This window comes from uncultured Lentibacter sp., assembly GCF_937123735.1.
In the GTDB taxonomy this organism is placed as follows: domain Bacteria; phylum Pseudomonadota; class Alphaproteobacteria; order Rhodobacterales; family Rhodobacteraceae; genus Lentibacter.
In genome coordinates, this window is sequence record NZ_CAKZKL010000030.1 from 38,032 (window position 1) to 51,003 (window position 12,972).

Here is a 12,972-nt window from a genome sequence, read left to right on the forward strand (position 1 = left end):
GTTGCATTGATTTGGATCAGGTTTGCGCGCTGCATTGGGCGGGCTTTTTGGCCTGTGCAAGCCCCTTGAAAAGGTCTAAGCGAAGCCATGGCCCGGATTATACACCTCAAAGATACATCCGATCTTGCGCTTTGGCGACGCCCGCAAGCGCTGCTGTTTGTGATGGCTTTTGCCATGCCCATTGCCTTTGCCACCTGGAGCGCCTTGCTCAACAACTTCGTGATCGAGGTCGGCGGGTTTGACGGCTCTGACAACGGCTGGCTGCATACGGTGCGCGAGATTCCGGGGTTTCTGGCGGTCGGGGTGATTGCCATCATCATATTCATGCGCGAGCAGGTTTTGGGGCTTGTCTCGCTCATCATGCTGGGCGCAGCCACGGCTGTCACCGCATGGTTCCCCTCCATGGCGGGGATTTTGACGGTCACGATGATCTCTTCAATTGGCTTTCACTATTACGAGACGGTCAACCAGTCGCTCCAGCTGCAATGGCTGAGCAAGGAGCGCGCGCCCAAGGTATTGGGCTATTTGCTGGCCACAGGCTCGGCGGCCACCTTGATGTGTTATTTGGTGATTGTCGCCCTGTGGGAGCCCTTGGGGCTGACCTATAATATTGTTTACATGATCTCCGGTGGGATCACGGCGGCGCTGGCGGTGTTCTGCCTGTTTGCCTATCCGCAGTTTGAAGCGCCGCATCCGCAGGTGAAAAAGATGATCCTGCGGCGGCGTTACTGGCTGTATTACTGCCTACAGTTCATGGCGGGGGCGCGGCGGCAGATATTCATGGTGTTTGCCGGCTTCATGATGGTGGAGAAATTCGGCTTTGCCGTGCATGAGGTGGCCTCGCTTTATCTCATCAACCTTGTGGTCAATATGTTCGTTGCGCCGGTGCTCGGGCATGTGGTGCACCGGTTTGGCGAGCGCAACGCGCTTTTGTTTGAGTATCTTGGGCTGATGATCGTCTTTCTGGCCTATGGCGGGATCTACATGTTTGGCTGGGGCGTTGTGCTGGCGGCCACGCTTTATGTGATTGACCACATTTTCTTCGGGCTGGCGCTGGCCCTGAAGACCTATTTCCAGAAGATCGCCGATCCGCGCGATATTGCGCCCACGGCGGCGGTGGCCTTTACCATCAACCACATCGCGGCGGTGGGTTTGCCTGCTTCTCTGGGCTATCTCTGGCTGGTTTCCCCCACCTCTGTCTTTATCCTTGCGGCCTGTATGGCCGGGGTGTCCTTCCTTTTGGCGCTGCTCATTCCGCGCCACCCGGAGCCGGGCAACGAGACGATTTTCTCCAAATTTACCGCGGCTGCGCCCGCGAAATAACCGACACGAACAGGATAAGACCATGACGAGCTATTCGGCATTTGCCACCATTGACAACAAGGCCGACGCAGAGGCGCTGGGCGCGGCACTGGAGCGGATGCTGCCGGAGCCAACGGGTGTGGGCGTGTTTGAGATGGAAGACGGCTCGGGCCTGTGGGAAGTGGCGGGATATTTCACCGAAGCGCCCGACAAGGCGGGGCTGGCGCTATTGGAGGCGCTGCACGGCGCGCGGTTTGTTGTTTCTGAAATTCCGGAGACCGACTGGGTGGCGAAGGTGAAGCGCGATCTTGCGCCTGTGGTGGCGGGGCGTTTCTTTGTTCATGGCAGCCATGATGCCGACAAGCTCCCCGACGGGGCAGAGCCACTCCTGATCGAGGCGGCCATGGCCTTTGGCACGGGGCATCACGGGACCACGCTGGGCTGCCTTCTGGCGCTCGACAAGCTTGTGAGCGCGGGCTTTTCGCCCAAGGCTGTGGCCGACATCGGCTGTGGCACGGCTGTTTTGGCGATGGGGGCTGCGCGGATCTGGGATGTGCGCATTCTGGCCAGCGACATTGACGAAGTGGCTGTCGAGGTGGCGCTGGCCAATGCCCGCGCCAACGGGCTGGAAGGGCGGATCGAATGCCTTGAAGCGGCGGGCTTTGGCCACCCTGTTTTGGCCGAGGCCGCGCCTTTTGATCTGATCTTTGCCAATATCCTCAAGGGCCCCCTTGTGGCGCTTGCCCCGGAGATTGCGGCCAATCTCACCCCCGGGGGCTATGCGATTCTGTCGGGGATTCTCAATGAGCAGGCAGAAGAGGTGATCGCGGTTTATGCACAGAATGGAACCAATCTGGTTGAGAAGCAGGTGATTGGTGACTGGAGCACGCTTTTGCTGCGCCGTTCGTGACAAATCGGTGTTGTTTTTCAGTTCATTTGAGAGAGTTGCCCAAGTTTGGCCACAATTTTAGATCAATTTGTAACGGACTTCGGTGGGGGCACTGGAGTTTGCCATGTCTGCCAACGTGCAAAAATTTGATCGACGTCTGACGCGCATTGTGCGCAAGCACCGTTCGCTGCGCAACGGCTATGGGTTTCGGGTGGATCGCAGTGGGCTGATCACCGTCAAACCCAAGCGCGCCAAGAGCTCTGGCCCGTTGACGGCCTTTTTGGGCGTGGCGCTGATTGCGGTGCTGTTCAAGGCGGTTGTCTTTGCCAATTACGGGCCTCAAAAGTATATGTCCAAGCTCGAGCCGCTGCGCGGGGGCACGCTTGTGGAACAGGCGGGTGCTTGGCTGATGGAGCCCGGCACGCTGACCTTTGTGCTTGCAGATATCTTTTCCGGGATCTTGAGCTGAGAGCGGCCGGAAAGCCACTGGAAAGCCACTGGTGCCAATAAAAAAGCCGCGCTCTCACTGGCGCGGCTTTTGGTTTTGTGACCCGTGCTGATCTGGGCTGCGCTCTTTGGGACGTGCGCTCAGCGCGCCGCTTCGGCGATGGCGTCGATATCGCCCCGGCACAGGCCGATGTCTTCAAGCTCGCGGTCGCTGAGCTGGGAGAGGGCCTTGCGCGTTGAGCGGGCGTCGTTCCAGGCCACGAAAGCGGCTGTCAGGTGAACAAAGAACTGGCCGATACGGCCGTTAGAGGCAGCAACTTGCTGTGCGCGTGTATACTCGATGGCGGCCATATCCGTATTCCTTTTCTAGAGTTATGGTCTGTCGTCGGATTGGCGGCATTTGGGGGCCGTATGCACCCTGCGCAAGGGGTTTTTTCTGCATAAGTCCCATGCGTTTTCTGCATAGGTCAAACACTGCCAAGACGCCTTAATTTTATGGCGAATTGCGGTGGTTTTGGTGTCGGTTTTGGCGGGCAGAATGACGATTTTGAGCCGTTTTTTGCTGCAATGCGGCATTTTTGAGGTTTTAGGCCGGTCGCGCGTAGGGCCTTGGCAGATGTTCCCCTTTCGTGCTAGTGCTTCAAAAAAGCAACAGATTTGGGCAGCGGAGCGGGTATTGATGCGTATTTTGGGAATCGATCCGGGCCTGCGCAACATGGGCTGGGGCGTGATCGAGGCGCATGGCCCGCGCCTGCGCTATGTCGCGGCAGGGGTTGTCCATTCTGAGGGGGATGATCTTGCGGCGCGGTTGTGCTCGTTGCACGTGGCGCTCAGCGCCGTTGTGCAGGCGCATCAGCCAGAGGCTGCCGCCGTTGAGCACACCTTTGTCAACAAAGATGGTGCAGGCACGCTCAAGCTGGGGCAGGCGCGTGGCATTGCGCTGTTGGTGCCGGCCCAATTTGGCTTGCGCGTGGCGGAATATGCGCCCAACAAGATCAAGAAAACTGTGGTGGGTGTGGGCCATGCCAGCAAGGAACAGATCCAGCATATGGTCAAGATGCAGCTGCCCGGGGCCGATGTTTCCAAAGCGGATGCGGCGGATGCTTTGGCCATTGCCATTTGCCATGCGCATCACCACAAATATGCCGAGCTCACGCTGGCCAGAACAGGAAGTTGACGCGCTATGATCGGGAAGATTGCCGGACGGGTGGATTACATCGCGGAAGATCATGTGCTGATTGATGTGCGCGGTGTGGGCTATCTGGTGTATTGCTCGGAGCGCTGTTTGCGGGCCTTGCCGCAGGCCGGGGAGGCTGTGGCCCTCTATACGGACCTGCTTGTGCGCGAGGACAATTTGCAGCTGTTCGGTTTTGTCTCACTGGTGGAAAAAGAATGGCACCGGCTCTTGATGACTGTGCAGGGCGTGGGCGCAAAAGCTTCGCTGGCCATGCTGGGCGCTTTGGGGCCTGACGGGGTGAGCCGCGCGATTGCGCTGGGCGATTGGGGTGCGGTGAAGGCTGCCAAGGGCATTGGTCCCAAAACGGCGCAGCGCGTCGTCAACGAGCTCAAAGACAAGGCCCCTTCGCTGATGGCGCTGGGCGCGGGCCCGGTGGCGCAGGCGGGGGAGCTGGACGATGTGCTGGAGGAGATCCCCCCTGTGCGCGCGGCTGCTTCCGGCGGCGCGGCGCAATCGGATGCGCTTTCGGCCCTCACCAACCTTGGGTATGCCCCCAGCGAGGCTGCGAGCGCGATTGCGCAGGCGCAGGAAAACGGCGGTGGCGCCGAAACGGCTGCTCTGATCCGCGAAGCGCTGCGCCTGTTGGCACCGAAGGGCTAGGGTATGAGCAAGAGAGATCCTATTGTGAGCCCCAGCGAGCTGCCCGAAGATGTGGAGCGCGCCCTGCGGCCCCAGACCCTGAGCGAGTTTGTCGGTCAGGCCGAGGCGCGCGCCAACCTCAAGGTCTTCATCGAGAGCGCCAAGATGCGCAAGGATGCCATGGACCATACGCTGTTTTATGGCCCCCCCGGGCTGGGCAAGACCACTTTGGCCCAGATTATCAGCCGAGAGTTGGGGGTGGGGTTTCGCATGACCAGCGGACCAGTGCTGGCCAAGGCGGGTGATCTGGCTGCGATCCTGACAAATCTTGAGCGCAATGATGTGCTGTTCATTGACGAGATCCACCGGCTGAACCCTGTTGTGGAGGAAGTGCTTTACCCCGCGCTGGAGGACTTCGAGCTTGATCTGGTGATTGGCGAGGGGCCGGCGGCGCGCACCGTGCGCATAGAGTTGCAGCCTTTCACGCTGGTGGGAGCGACCACCCGTTTGGGCCTTTTGACCACGCCTCTGCGCGACAGGTTCGGGATTCCGACCCGGCTTGAGTTTTATGCGGTGGAAGAGCTGGAGCGGATTGTGAGTGTCAATGCGCAGAAACTGGGTGTGAAGGCCGATGCCGAAGGGGCCCATGAAATTGCCCGCCGCTCGCGGGGCACGCCGCGCATTGCCGGGCGGCTGTTGCGGCGGGTTGTTGATTTTGCGCTGGTGGAGGCAGACGGGGTTGTGAGCCGCGCGCTGGCCGACCGTGCGCTGTTGCGGCTTGGTGTGGACGCCCTTGGGCTGGACGGGGCCGACCGGCGCTATCTCAAGCTGATTGCCGAGAATTATGCGGGCGGACCTGTTGGCATAGAGACCCTCGCCGCAGCCCTCTCGGAAAGCCGCGATGCGCTGGAAGAAGTGATTGAACCTTTCTTGTTGCAAAAAAGTTTGATCCAGCGCACACCGCGCGGCCGTATGTTGGCCCAGAAGGGGTGGACCCATCTGGGGATGACCCCGCCCAAAAGCCAGAGCGACCTGTTTGAATGACCTTAACACCTGACGAGATCGAGACGCTGTTTTGCGACAGTGCGGAGCGCTTTGATTTTGCGCGCTGGGCGCGGCCGATTGCGCCGATTGTCTTTGGGGTGGAAGAAGAAACCATTGCGGTTTTCAAGGGGGCGCTGGAGGCTCTTTCGGCTCTGACCCGCCATCCGCTTGCCGAAACCGACCCGGAGCTGGGCGCGAATGTGATGATTTTTGTGATGCGCGATTGGGCCGAGTTGATTGATGTGCCCGATTTGCACCATCTGGTGCCCGAGCTGCACGACCTGGTGCCACGCCTTGAAGCGCGGGGGGCCAACCGCTACCGGCTGTTTCGCTTTGAGCCCGATGGTGGGCTGAAGGCGGGGTTTGCCTTTTTGCGGCTGGACACGGCTCTGGCCGAGATGCCCGCCGACAGCCTTGCGCTCACAGAAGCGGTGCAGCTGTTTTTGAAGTGGGGTGCCGGGGCTTTTGCAGAGCACTCGCCGCTGGCGCGCTTGCCCGGAGGGGCAGATGTTGTGCGTCCGGAGATTGGCGATCTGTTGCGCGCCGCTTATGCCCCCGAATTGCCCAATGCCTCTCGCGACAGCGCATTGGCCCTGCGCCTCTTTGCGCGGATGACGCCGAAGGCCTAGGCCTTGGGGCCTGCTTTCTGGTGCAAGACTGCGTGCTGGCTTTGTGTCAGCGGGTAAGAATCGCTTGACCCGAATCTTTTTGTTTCTAAGTATCCCGGCCAGATTTGGGGGTATTTTTTGATGAGTAACACTATATTTGGTGCTGTTTTGGCGTTTTCTGCGGTGTTTGGCACTGCGGCTCTGGCGCAAACCTGTGGCGGCACCTACACCGTGCAGCGCGGTGACAGCCTCTCGGTGATTGCCGATACGCAGTATAAAAATGCAAGCATGTGGACCGCCATTCACGCAGCCAACCTCGCGGTGATTGGCGAGAGCCCGGATGCGCTGCGGGTGGGTATGAAGCTGACACTGGGCTGCATTGATGGTCTGCCTGCCGGGTTGCCCGACGGGATGGCGCTGCAAGCGGCGGTGGCCAGCCCGGCTGTGCGCATTGCGCCCGGCACGGCCCAGAGCCGCGACAAGATCAACCTGCTCACAGCGGGTGATTATGCCCCTTTCACCGACCCAGAGCTGCCCGGCGGCGGGTTGCTGACCGAGGTGGTGGATGCGGCCATGACGCAGGCGGCGCCGGCGCAGGGCTATGCTATTCATTGGGTCAATGATTGGGGCGCACATCTGGAGCCGCTCCTGTCAAATGCGCTGCTGGATCTGGGGTTCCCGTGGTTTCAACCTGATTGTGCGGTGATGGCCGACACTTACCGTTGCCAGAATTTTCATTTCTCCGACCCGATGTTTGAGATGTTGATCTTGTTGTTCACCAACAAGGCCGATCCGATGCCCTTTGCTTCGGATGCAGATGTGATCGGCAAGCGGCTGTGCCGCCCCAACGGGTATTTCACCCATGATCTGGACCGCGCTGACCGCCGCTGGCTGGCGGATGGCAAGATCACACTGGCCCAGCCACAGGCGGTGGCCGAGTGTTTTGAGATGCTCGTGGCAGGTGAGGTGGACGCGGTGGCGCTCAACGAATTTGTGGGGCGCACAGCCATCAACACTCTGAATTTGAAAGACAAGGTGGAGATCGTGCAGGCGCGCCCCTTGTCGATTGAAGGGCTGCATGTGCTGGTGCACAAATCTCACCCCGAGGCAGAGGCCATGTTGGCAACGATCAACGGCGGGCTGCGCGACATCAAGGAGAACGGCACCTATCAGAAGATCATTGACCGCCATATGAGCCGCATCTGGGCGGATTTCTGAGATGCGCAGGCTTGTTCAGGCGGCAGGGCTGGCCCTTCTTGGGGTTGTCATGTCAGGACAAATGGCGCAGGCCGTTTGCAACGTGAGCTATCGGGTGCAGCCTGAAGATACGCTGTTCTCGATTGCCCAGACCCATTATGGCGACAGCGCTGGCTGGACCCTGATTTATTATGCCAATCAGGGTGTTCTGGAGGCGGCAACGGGACGTGTTGTTGTCGGCTCGGAGGTGTATATCCCTTGTCCCGCCCGGAGCGCGGCCGCCGATGCCACGCCCCTGCGCGGTGGAAAGGCCGAGATTTCGCTGCTGACAGGGGGCGATTATGCGCCCTTCACCGATCGGGACTGGCCGGGGCAGGGCATGGCAACAGAGCTTGTCAACGCCGCGCTGGAGCTGGCGCCGCAGCCTGTGCCTTACGAGATTGTCTGGGAAGACGACTGGGCGCAGCATCTGTTTCCGCTTCTGGACAGCAAGGCCCATGACATGGGCTTTCCCTGGCTCAAGCCGGATTGTGCCGCCACGCCCGACAATGCGCGCTGTGCCAATTTCCATTTTTCAGAGCCGCTGATGGACTTGCCGATCATGCTGTTTGCCAAGGTGGACAGCGGGCTGGTTTATGAGAGCGATGCAGATGTTGTTGGCAAGCGGTTGTGCCGCCCTAAAGGCTATTTCACCCATGATCTGGACCGCGCGGGCCGCCACTGGCTGACGCAAGAAAAGGTCACCCTCGTGCAGGCCGATAGCCCTGACGCCTGTTTTGCAGCGCTGATGGCGGGCGAGGTGGATGCGGTGACGGTGAATATCTTTCTGGGGGCACGCAAGGTTGTCGAGCTTGGCCTGAAAGGCCAGGTCTTGCCGCTGGAAACGCCGCTGAGCCGAGAGGCGCTTTATGTGATCATTTCCAAAAAGCACTGGCGCGGAACGACCTTGATGTATCGGCTCAATGCCGGGCTAGCGGCCTTGAAAGCCTCGGGGCGATATGGTGAGATTGTGGCCAGACATCTGAAAATCTTTCAAGACGAGCTTGCCCAATGATCTACTCCCTGCCGGTCCGCGTTTATTATGAAGACACGGACATGGCGGGGATTGTGTATTACGCCAATTACCTGCGGTATATCGAGCGGGGGCGCTCGGAGTGGGTGCGTGAAGTCGGGCTTGACCAGAATGTGATGAAGGAACGCGACGGTATTGTCTTTGCGGTGCGCCGCGTTGAAGCGGATTACCTGGGCGCAGCCAAGCTGGATGATACGCTGGTTGTCGAGACCCAGGTGACATCTGTGACAGGTGTGAGAATGGTTATGGAGCAATGGGTTAAGCGGGGCGAACAGGTCTTGTTTCATGCCTTTGTCACGGTTGTCTGCATGACGCTGGAAGGTGCGCCAACGCGGTTGCCAGCAAATATCCGCCAAATGCTGCACTAAGCTGGAGGGCGCTGCGGCTTGGGATAGCTTTTTGAAAGCAAATCGGTTATTTTGCACGCAATAAGGCGAAAAGCCACCCAAAGAGAGCAGGCATAATGGAAACTGAAGTATTGGCCGTTGCGCATGAGATTGATTTCTCGATGTGGGCGCTTTTCATGCGCGCAACTTTTACCGTTAAACTCGTGATGATTGTTTTGGTCCTGGCCTCGTTTTGGTCTTGGTCGATCATTCTCCAGAAATTCATCGTCTATCGCCGCGCCCGCGCGGAGGCGGAATGGTTTGACCGGGCTTTCTGGTCGGGTGAGCCGCTGGATGCGCTTTATGAGCAGATCGGAGCGGAGCCGGAGGGCCAGAGCCAGAAGATTTTTGCCGCTGGCATGACAGAGTGGCGCCGCTCGCATAAATCGGACGGTGCGCTGATTGCCGGGGCGCACTCGCGGATTGACCGCAGCATGGATGTGGCGATTGCCAAGGAGGCTGATAAGCTGAACGGCGGTTTGCAAGTGCTTGCCACGGTTGGCTCGACCACGCCGTTCATTGGCCTGTTTGGCACGGTGATCGGGATCATGAACGCCTTTATCGAGATTGCCGAGCAGCAAAACACCAATCTTGCGGTGGTGGCGCCGGGGATTGCCGAGGCGCTTCTGGCCACTGGGCTGGGCTTGCTTGCGGCCATTCCGGCTGTGATTTTTTACAATAAGCTCAGCGCGGACAGCGAGGGGCTTGTGGCGGGCTATGAAGCCTTTGCGGACGAGTTTTCAACCCTGCTCAGCCGCCAGTTGGACAGCTGATATGGGCGCGGGTGTTGTGCAAAAAGACACGGGCGGGGGCAGCCGCCGCCGCCGTGCGCGGGGCCGCTCGCGGCCCATGTCTGACATCAATGTGACGCCTTTTGTCGACATCATGCTGGTGTTGCTGATCATCTTCATGGTGGCCGCTCCGATGCTGACGGTCGGGGTGCCTGTGGAGCTGCCCAAGACGGCGGCCAACAGCTTGCCTGTAGAGGCTGAAGAACCCCTGACGGTGACGCTGACGGCGGAGGGCGTGGTGATGATCCAGCAGACCGAAGTGCTGCGCGAAGAGTTGATCGGGCGGATGCGCGCGATTGCGGCAGAGCGCGAGGGCGACCGCGTGTTTTTGCGCGCGGACGGTGCTGTGGCCTATGCCGAGGTGGTGCAGGTCATGGGGGCGCTCAACCGTGCGGGGTTTTCCAACATCGGGCTGGTCACAGAGACCGGCGGCCCGGCTCTGGATGGCAGCACGCCCAGCGGCACAAGCGACCAGTAGGGCGTTTTGAACACGGGTCAGCGCATATCCCTTATCGGCCATCTGGGGCTGATCGGACTGCTTCTCTTTGGCGGGAGGTGGAACAGTGAGCCTTTGCCTTTTGAAGTTTCCGATGTCTCGGTGATCAGTGAAGCCGACTACGAGGCGGCGCTGGCAGCGGCCCGTGCGCCGCAGGTTGTCTCTGAGGTGGCGGCGCCCGTGCCACCGCAGCCCGAGAACACCCCGCCGCTCGCGGCACCCCAGGATGCGGCTGTTGGGCAGGTCGACGGCGTGGAAAGCCCGCCGCCTCTGGTGCAGCCCGAGCAGGATTTGGCGGTTTTGCGCCCGGGTGCAAGCCCTCGGCCGCAATTGCGCCCGCTTGAGCGCGTGGCCCCCGAGCCTGTGGACGCTGACCGCCCGCTGGATGCCGAGGTTGCGCCCGAGGCAAGCCCTGAGGCGGCCCCCGACCTTGCCGCCGCGCAGCCCGCCCCGCAAACAGAGGCCGCCGCGCCCGAAGCTGCCACCACCGAGATCAACCCTGAGGCTGCGGATGAGGTGACGCTTGCACCGGCCCAATCGCTGCGCCCCAAGGGCCGTCCACCGCGCCCGGACACACCCCCCGCGGCCGAGGCCCCTGCACGGTCCGCGCAAGCGGATGTTGACGCCGCACTGGAGCAAGCTCTGGGCGCAGCAGAGGCGGGCGATGCCCCCAGCGGGCCACCGCTCACCAGCGGTGAGCGCGAGGGGCTGAAACTGGCAATTTCCCGCTGCTATAATGTCGGGGCTCTTTCTTCTGAGGCTTTGGCGGTTAACATCTACCTGCGGGTCGAGATGACGCGCGCGGGCAAGCCGGTGATCAATTCGATCACTCTGCTGCGCAGTGAAAACGGCTCTGAAGCGGCCGCGCGGCAGGCCTATGAAGCAGCGCGCCGGGCGATTATCATTTGCGGCAATGCAGGATTTGATCTGCCGGCCGAAAAATACGACCAGTGGAAGACGGTTGAAATTAAGTTTAACCCAGAAAGCATGAGGTAAGCAGATGATCTTGAGAATATACGGCCTTGTCTGCCTTGTCCTGTGGAGCGTGGCCTCTCAAGCCCAGGCCGAACCCCTGCGGATCGAGATCACCGATGCGGTGATCGAGCCACTGCCGATTGCTGTGCCTGATTTCATTGCGGAAAATGCCGCCGCGGGCCCTTTGGCGCGCGATATCGCGCGGGTTGTTGCGGAAGACCTGACAGGGACGGGGCTGTTTCGCGAGCTTGACCGTGGGGCCTTTATTTCCCAGCTCAGCACGTTTGCCGCGCCGGTTCAGTTTGCAGATTGGAAAGCGATCAACGCACAGGCGCTGATTGTCGGGGCGATCACATTGCAAGGAGAGCAGATCACGGTGAAATTTCGTCTCTATGATGTGTTTGCCGGGCAGGAGATGGGCAAGGGCTTGCAACTGGTGGGCACCCGCACCGGCTGGCGGCGCATGGCGCATAAGGTGGCAGACCAGGTTTACACCCGTCTCACCGGTGAGGCGCCTTATTTTGACAGCCGTGTGGTTTATGTGAGCGAGACCGGGCCAAAAGACGACCGCAAGAAGCGCCTGGCGATCATGGATTATGATGGGGCCAACACCCAGTTTCTCACCGACAGCCGGTCCATAGTGCTGGCCCCGCGCTTTTCACCCACGGGTGATCGGGTTCTTTATACGAGCTATGAAACGGGGTTCCCCAAGATTTATGTGCTGGATGTGGCCAGTGTGAACCGCCGGGTCTTGCAGAGCCGTGCGGGGACCATGAGCTTTGCGCCGCGCTTTGCACCGGATGGCCAGACGGTGGTATTTTCGCTTGAAAGCGGGGGCAACACCGATATTTACGTCACCGATGTCAACACCGGGGCCGAGCGGCGGCTGACCTTTGCCCCCTCGATCGAGACAGCACCGAGCTTCTCGCCTGATGGCCGTCAGATTGTTTTTGAGAGCGACCGCTCCGGAAGCCAGCAGCTTTATGTTATGTCTGCAACGGGGGGGGAGGCCCGCCGGATCAGCACCGGGCCGGGCCGCTATGGCACGCCTGTCTGGTCGCCACGCGGCGATCTTGTGGCCTTTACCAAGCAATCCAAGGGGCGGTTTCATATCGGCATCATGCGCACCGATGGCAGTGGCGAGAAACTGTTGACGGCCTCGTTTTTGGAGGAGGGGCCCACCTGGTCGCCCAACGGGCGGGTGATTATGTTCACGCGGGAAACCCAAGGGGCGGCAGGACAATCAAGCCTGTATTCCGTGGATATTTCGGGGCGCAATTTGAAACGTGTGCGCACCGAGGGCGGTGCTTCGGACCCGTCCTGGAGCCCCTTGCAGCGCTAAACCAAAGAGCTGAGCGGGCCACTGCCTGCTCAATCTAGAGAATTCACACAAGGCCGTGTCTGTGTTACACAGGCTTGAAAAAAAGAGGCAAAGAGCATGAAATTGAAACTGATTACACTTGTTATCCCTGCGGTGCTTGCGCTTTCGGCCTGCACCAATGCCAACCGTTTTGACAATGACCCGAGCCTGATGGGGGGAGGGATCACCTCTTATGAGCCCGGATCAGCGCAAGACCCCCAATCGCCGCTGTATTTCCAGCAAACCATCGGGGATCGGGTTGTGTTTGCCGTGGACCAATCCAGCCTGACGGATGAGGCGATGCGTGTTTTGGATGGTCAGGTCTCATGGCTGACCACAAATGCCGATTACAACGTGGTGATTGAGGGCCATGCCGACGAGCAGGGCACGCGCGAATACAACCTGGCCCTTGGCGCGCGCCGCGCCAATGCGGTGCGTGAATACCTGATGGCCAAGGGGTTGCCCGCAGGGCGGTTGCAAACTGTGAGCTATGGCAAGGAGCGCCCGCTTGAGATTTGCTCACAAGAGGCGTGCTATGCCAAGAACCGCCGCGCTGTCACATTGCTGGCCAACGGGTTCAACAGTTAAG

General features: G+C 60.2%; 16 protein-coding genes. 15 read left to right on the top strand and 1 reads right to left on the bottom strand.

Translation table 11 applies throughout. The features are described 5' to 3' along the window. Positions 1–87: 87 nt before the first annotated feature. The 3 genes from Q0478_RS09650 (at position 88) to Q0478_RS09660 (ending at position 2,660) form a co-directional block, all read left to right on the top strand. Positions 88–1,323: an MFS transporter gene (locus tag Q0478_RS09650; protein WP_298678729.1), complete on the top strand. Its 1,236-nt coding sequence runs from the start codon at positions 88–90 to the stop codon at positions 1,321–1,323. Between the two features lie 22 nt (positions 1,324–1,345). After that, the gene (locus Q0478_RS09655) at positions 1,346–2,212 is read left to right on the top strand and encodes a 50S ribosomal protein L11 methyltransferase (protein ID WP_298678730.1); all 867 of its coding nucleotides are present in this window, start codon (positions 1,346–1,348) and stop codon (positions 2,210–2,212) included. 103 nt (positions 2,213–2,315) lie between these two features. Further along, positions 2,316–2,660 carry a hypothetical protein gene (locus tag Q0478_RS09660; protein ID WP_298678732.1) on the top strand — a complete coding sequence of 115 codons (345 nt, stop codon included), beginning with the start codon at positions 2,316–2,318 and terminating at the stop codon, positions 2,658–2,660. Between the two features lie 119 nt (positions 2,661–2,779). Here Q0478_RS09660 and Q0478_RS09665 read toward each other — a convergent pair whose 3' ends face one another. Beyond that, positions 2,780–2,989, bottom strand: a complete 210-nt coding sequence (locus Q0478_RS09665; protein WP_298678734.1) for a DUF1127 domain-containing protein — start codon at positions 2,987–2,989, stop codon at positions 2,780–2,782. Between the two features lie 328 nt (positions 2,990–3,317). Between Q0478_RS09665 and ruvC the strand changes: the two genes are divergently transcribed. The 12 genes from ruvC to pal all read left to right on the top strand — a co-directional run bounded on the left by ruvC (position 3,318) and on the right by pal (position 12,971). Continuing rightward, positions 3,318–3,815: a crossover junction endodeoxyribonuclease RuvC gene (gene ruvC, locus Q0478_RS09670; RefSeq protein WP_298678736.1), complete on the top strand. Its 498-nt coding sequence runs from the start codon at positions 3,318–3,320 to the stop codon at positions 3,813–3,815. A gap of 6 nt (positions 3,816–3,821) precedes the next feature. Further along, a complete protein-coding gene (gene ruvA / locus Q0478_RS09675; RefSeq protein ID WP_298678738.1) occupies positions 3,822–4,475 on the top strand; it encodes a Holliday junction branch migration protein RuvA in 654 nt (217 codons plus the stop codon). A 3-nt stretch (positions 4,476–4,478) separates the two neighbouring features. Next, a complete protein-coding gene (gene ruvB / locus Q0478_RS09680) occupies positions 4,479–5,498 on the top strand; it encodes a Holliday junction branch migration DNA helicase RuvB (RefSeq protein ID WP_298678740.1) in 1,020 nt (339 codons plus the stop codon). Beyond that, positions 5,495–6,127, top strand: coding sequence for a hypothetical protein (locus Q0478_RS09685; protein WP_298678742.1), 633 nt, complete (start codon positions 5,495–5,497; stop codon positions 6,125–6,127). Before ruvB ends, Q0478_RS09685 begins: the two co-directional genes overlap by 4 nt. A gap of 120 nt (positions 6,128–6,247) precedes the next feature. Next, positions 6,248–7,324, top strand: a complete 1,077-nt coding sequence (locus Q0478_RS09690) for a transporter substrate-binding domain-containing protein (RefSeq protein ID WP_298678744.1) — start codon at positions 6,248–6,250, stop codon at positions 7,322–7,324. Position 7,325: 1 nt separating this feature from the next. Beyond that, a complete protein-coding gene (locus tag Q0478_RS09695) occupies positions 7,326–8,357 on the top strand; it encodes a transporter substrate-binding domain-containing protein (protein ID WP_298678746.1) in 1,032 nt (343 codons plus the stop codon). Beyond that, positions 8,354–8,743, top strand: a complete 390-nt coding sequence (gene ybgC / locus Q0478_RS09700) for a tol-pal system-associated acyl-CoA thioesterase (RefSeq protein ID WP_298678748.1) — start codon at positions 8,354–8,356, stop codon at positions 8,741–8,743. Before Q0478_RS09695 ends, ybgC begins: the two co-directional genes overlap by 4 nt. 95 nt (positions 8,744–8,838) lie before the next feature. Further along, the gene (tolQ, locus tag Q0478_RS09705) at positions 8,839–9,534 is read left to right on the top strand and encodes a protein TolQ (RefSeq protein WP_298678750.1); all 696 of its coding nucleotides are present in this window, start codon (positions 8,839–8,841) and stop codon (positions 9,532–9,534) included. 1 nt (position 9,535) lies between these two features. Beyond that, positions 9,536–10,030, top strand: coding sequence for a protein TolR (tolR, locus tag Q0478_RS09710; RefSeq protein WP_298678752.1), 495 nt, complete (start codon positions 9,536–9,538; stop codon positions 10,028–10,030). A gap of 6 nt (positions 10,031–10,036) precedes the next feature. Continuing rightward, complete coding sequence (locus Q0478_RS09715; protein ID WP_298678754.1) at positions 10,037–11,044, top strand: energy transducer TonB; 1,008 nt, start codon at positions 10,037–10,039, stop codon at positions 11,042–11,044. A gap of 4 nt (positions 11,045–11,048) precedes the next feature. Then, on the top strand, positions 11,049–12,365 hold the full coding sequence (gene tolB / locus Q0478_RS09720; RefSeq protein WP_298678756.1) for a Tol-Pal system beta propeller repeat protein TolB: 1,317 nt from the start codon (positions 11,049–11,051) through the stop codon (positions 12,363–12,365). Positions 12,366–12,461: 96 nt separating this feature from the next. Further along, positions 12,462–12,971 carry a peptidoglycan-associated lipoprotein Pal gene (gene pal / locus Q0478_RS09725; RefSeq protein WP_298678758.1) on the top strand — a complete coding sequence of 170 codons (510 nt, stop codon included), beginning with the start codon at positions 12,462–12,464 and terminating at the stop codon, positions 12,969–12,971. Position 12,972 lies beyond the last annotated feature (1 nt).

Excerpts from the sequence above, each read along its gene's own strand:
- Q0478_RS09695 (WP_298678746.1), top strand. The coding sequence starts at position 7,326 with ATGCGCAGGCTTGTTCAGGCGGCAGGGCTGGCCCTTCTTGGGGTTGTC.
- Q0478_RS09660 (WP_298678732.1), top strand. The coding sequence starts at position 2,316 with ATGTCTGCCAACGTGCAAAAATTTGATCGACGTCTGACGCGCATTGTG.
- ruvB (WP_298678740.1), top strand. The coding sequence starts at position 4,479 with ATGAGCAAGAGAGATCCTATTGTGAGCCCCAGCGAGCTGCCCGAAGAT.
- tolR (WP_298678752.1), top strand. The coding sequence starts at position 9,536 with ATGGGCGCGGGTGTTGTGCAAAAAGACACGGGCGGGGGCAGCCGCCGC.
- Q0478_RS09685 (WP_298678742.1), top strand. The coding sequence starts at position 5,495 with ATGACCTTAACACCTGACGAGATCGAGACGCTGTTTTGCGACAGTGCG.
- pal (WP_298678758.1), top strand. The coding sequence starts at position 12,462 with ATGAAATTGAAACTGATTACACTTGTTATCCCTGCGGTGCTTGCGCTT.
- ruvA (WP_298678738.1), top strand. The coding sequence starts at position 3,822 with ATGATCGGGAAGATTGCCGGACGGGTGGATTACATCGCGGAAGATCAT.
- tolQ (WP_298678750.1), top strand. The coding sequence starts at position 8,839 with ATGGAAACTGAAGTATTGGCCGTTGCGCATGAGATTGATTTCTCGATG.
- ybgC (WP_298678748.1), top strand. The coding sequence starts at position 8,354 with ATGATCTACTCCCTGCCGGTCCGCGTTTATTATGAAGACACGGACATG.
- Q0478_RS09690 (WP_298678744.1), top strand. The coding sequence starts at position 6,248 with ATGAGTAACACTATATTTGGTGCTGTTTTGGCGTTTTCTGCGGTGTTT.
- Q0478_RS09665 (WP_298678734.1), bottom strand. The coding sequence starts at position 2,989 with ATGGCCGCCATCGAGTATACACGCGCACAGCAAGTTGCTGCCTCTAAC.
- ruvC (WP_298678736.1), top strand. The coding sequence starts at position 3,318 with ATGCGTATTTTGGGAATCGATCCGGGCCTGCGCAACATGGGCTGGGGC.
- tolB (WP_298678756.1), top strand. The coding sequence starts at position 11,049 with ATGATCTTGAGAATATACGGCCTTGTCTGCCTTGTCCTGTGGAGCGTG.
- Q0478_RS09650 (WP_298678729.1), top strand. The coding sequence starts at position 88 with ATGGCCCGGATTATACACCTCAAAGATACATCCGATCTTGCGCTTTGG.
- Q0478_RS09655 (WP_298678730.1), top strand. The coding sequence starts at position 1,346 with ATGACGAGCTATTCGGCATTTGCCACCATTGACAACAAGGCCGACGCA.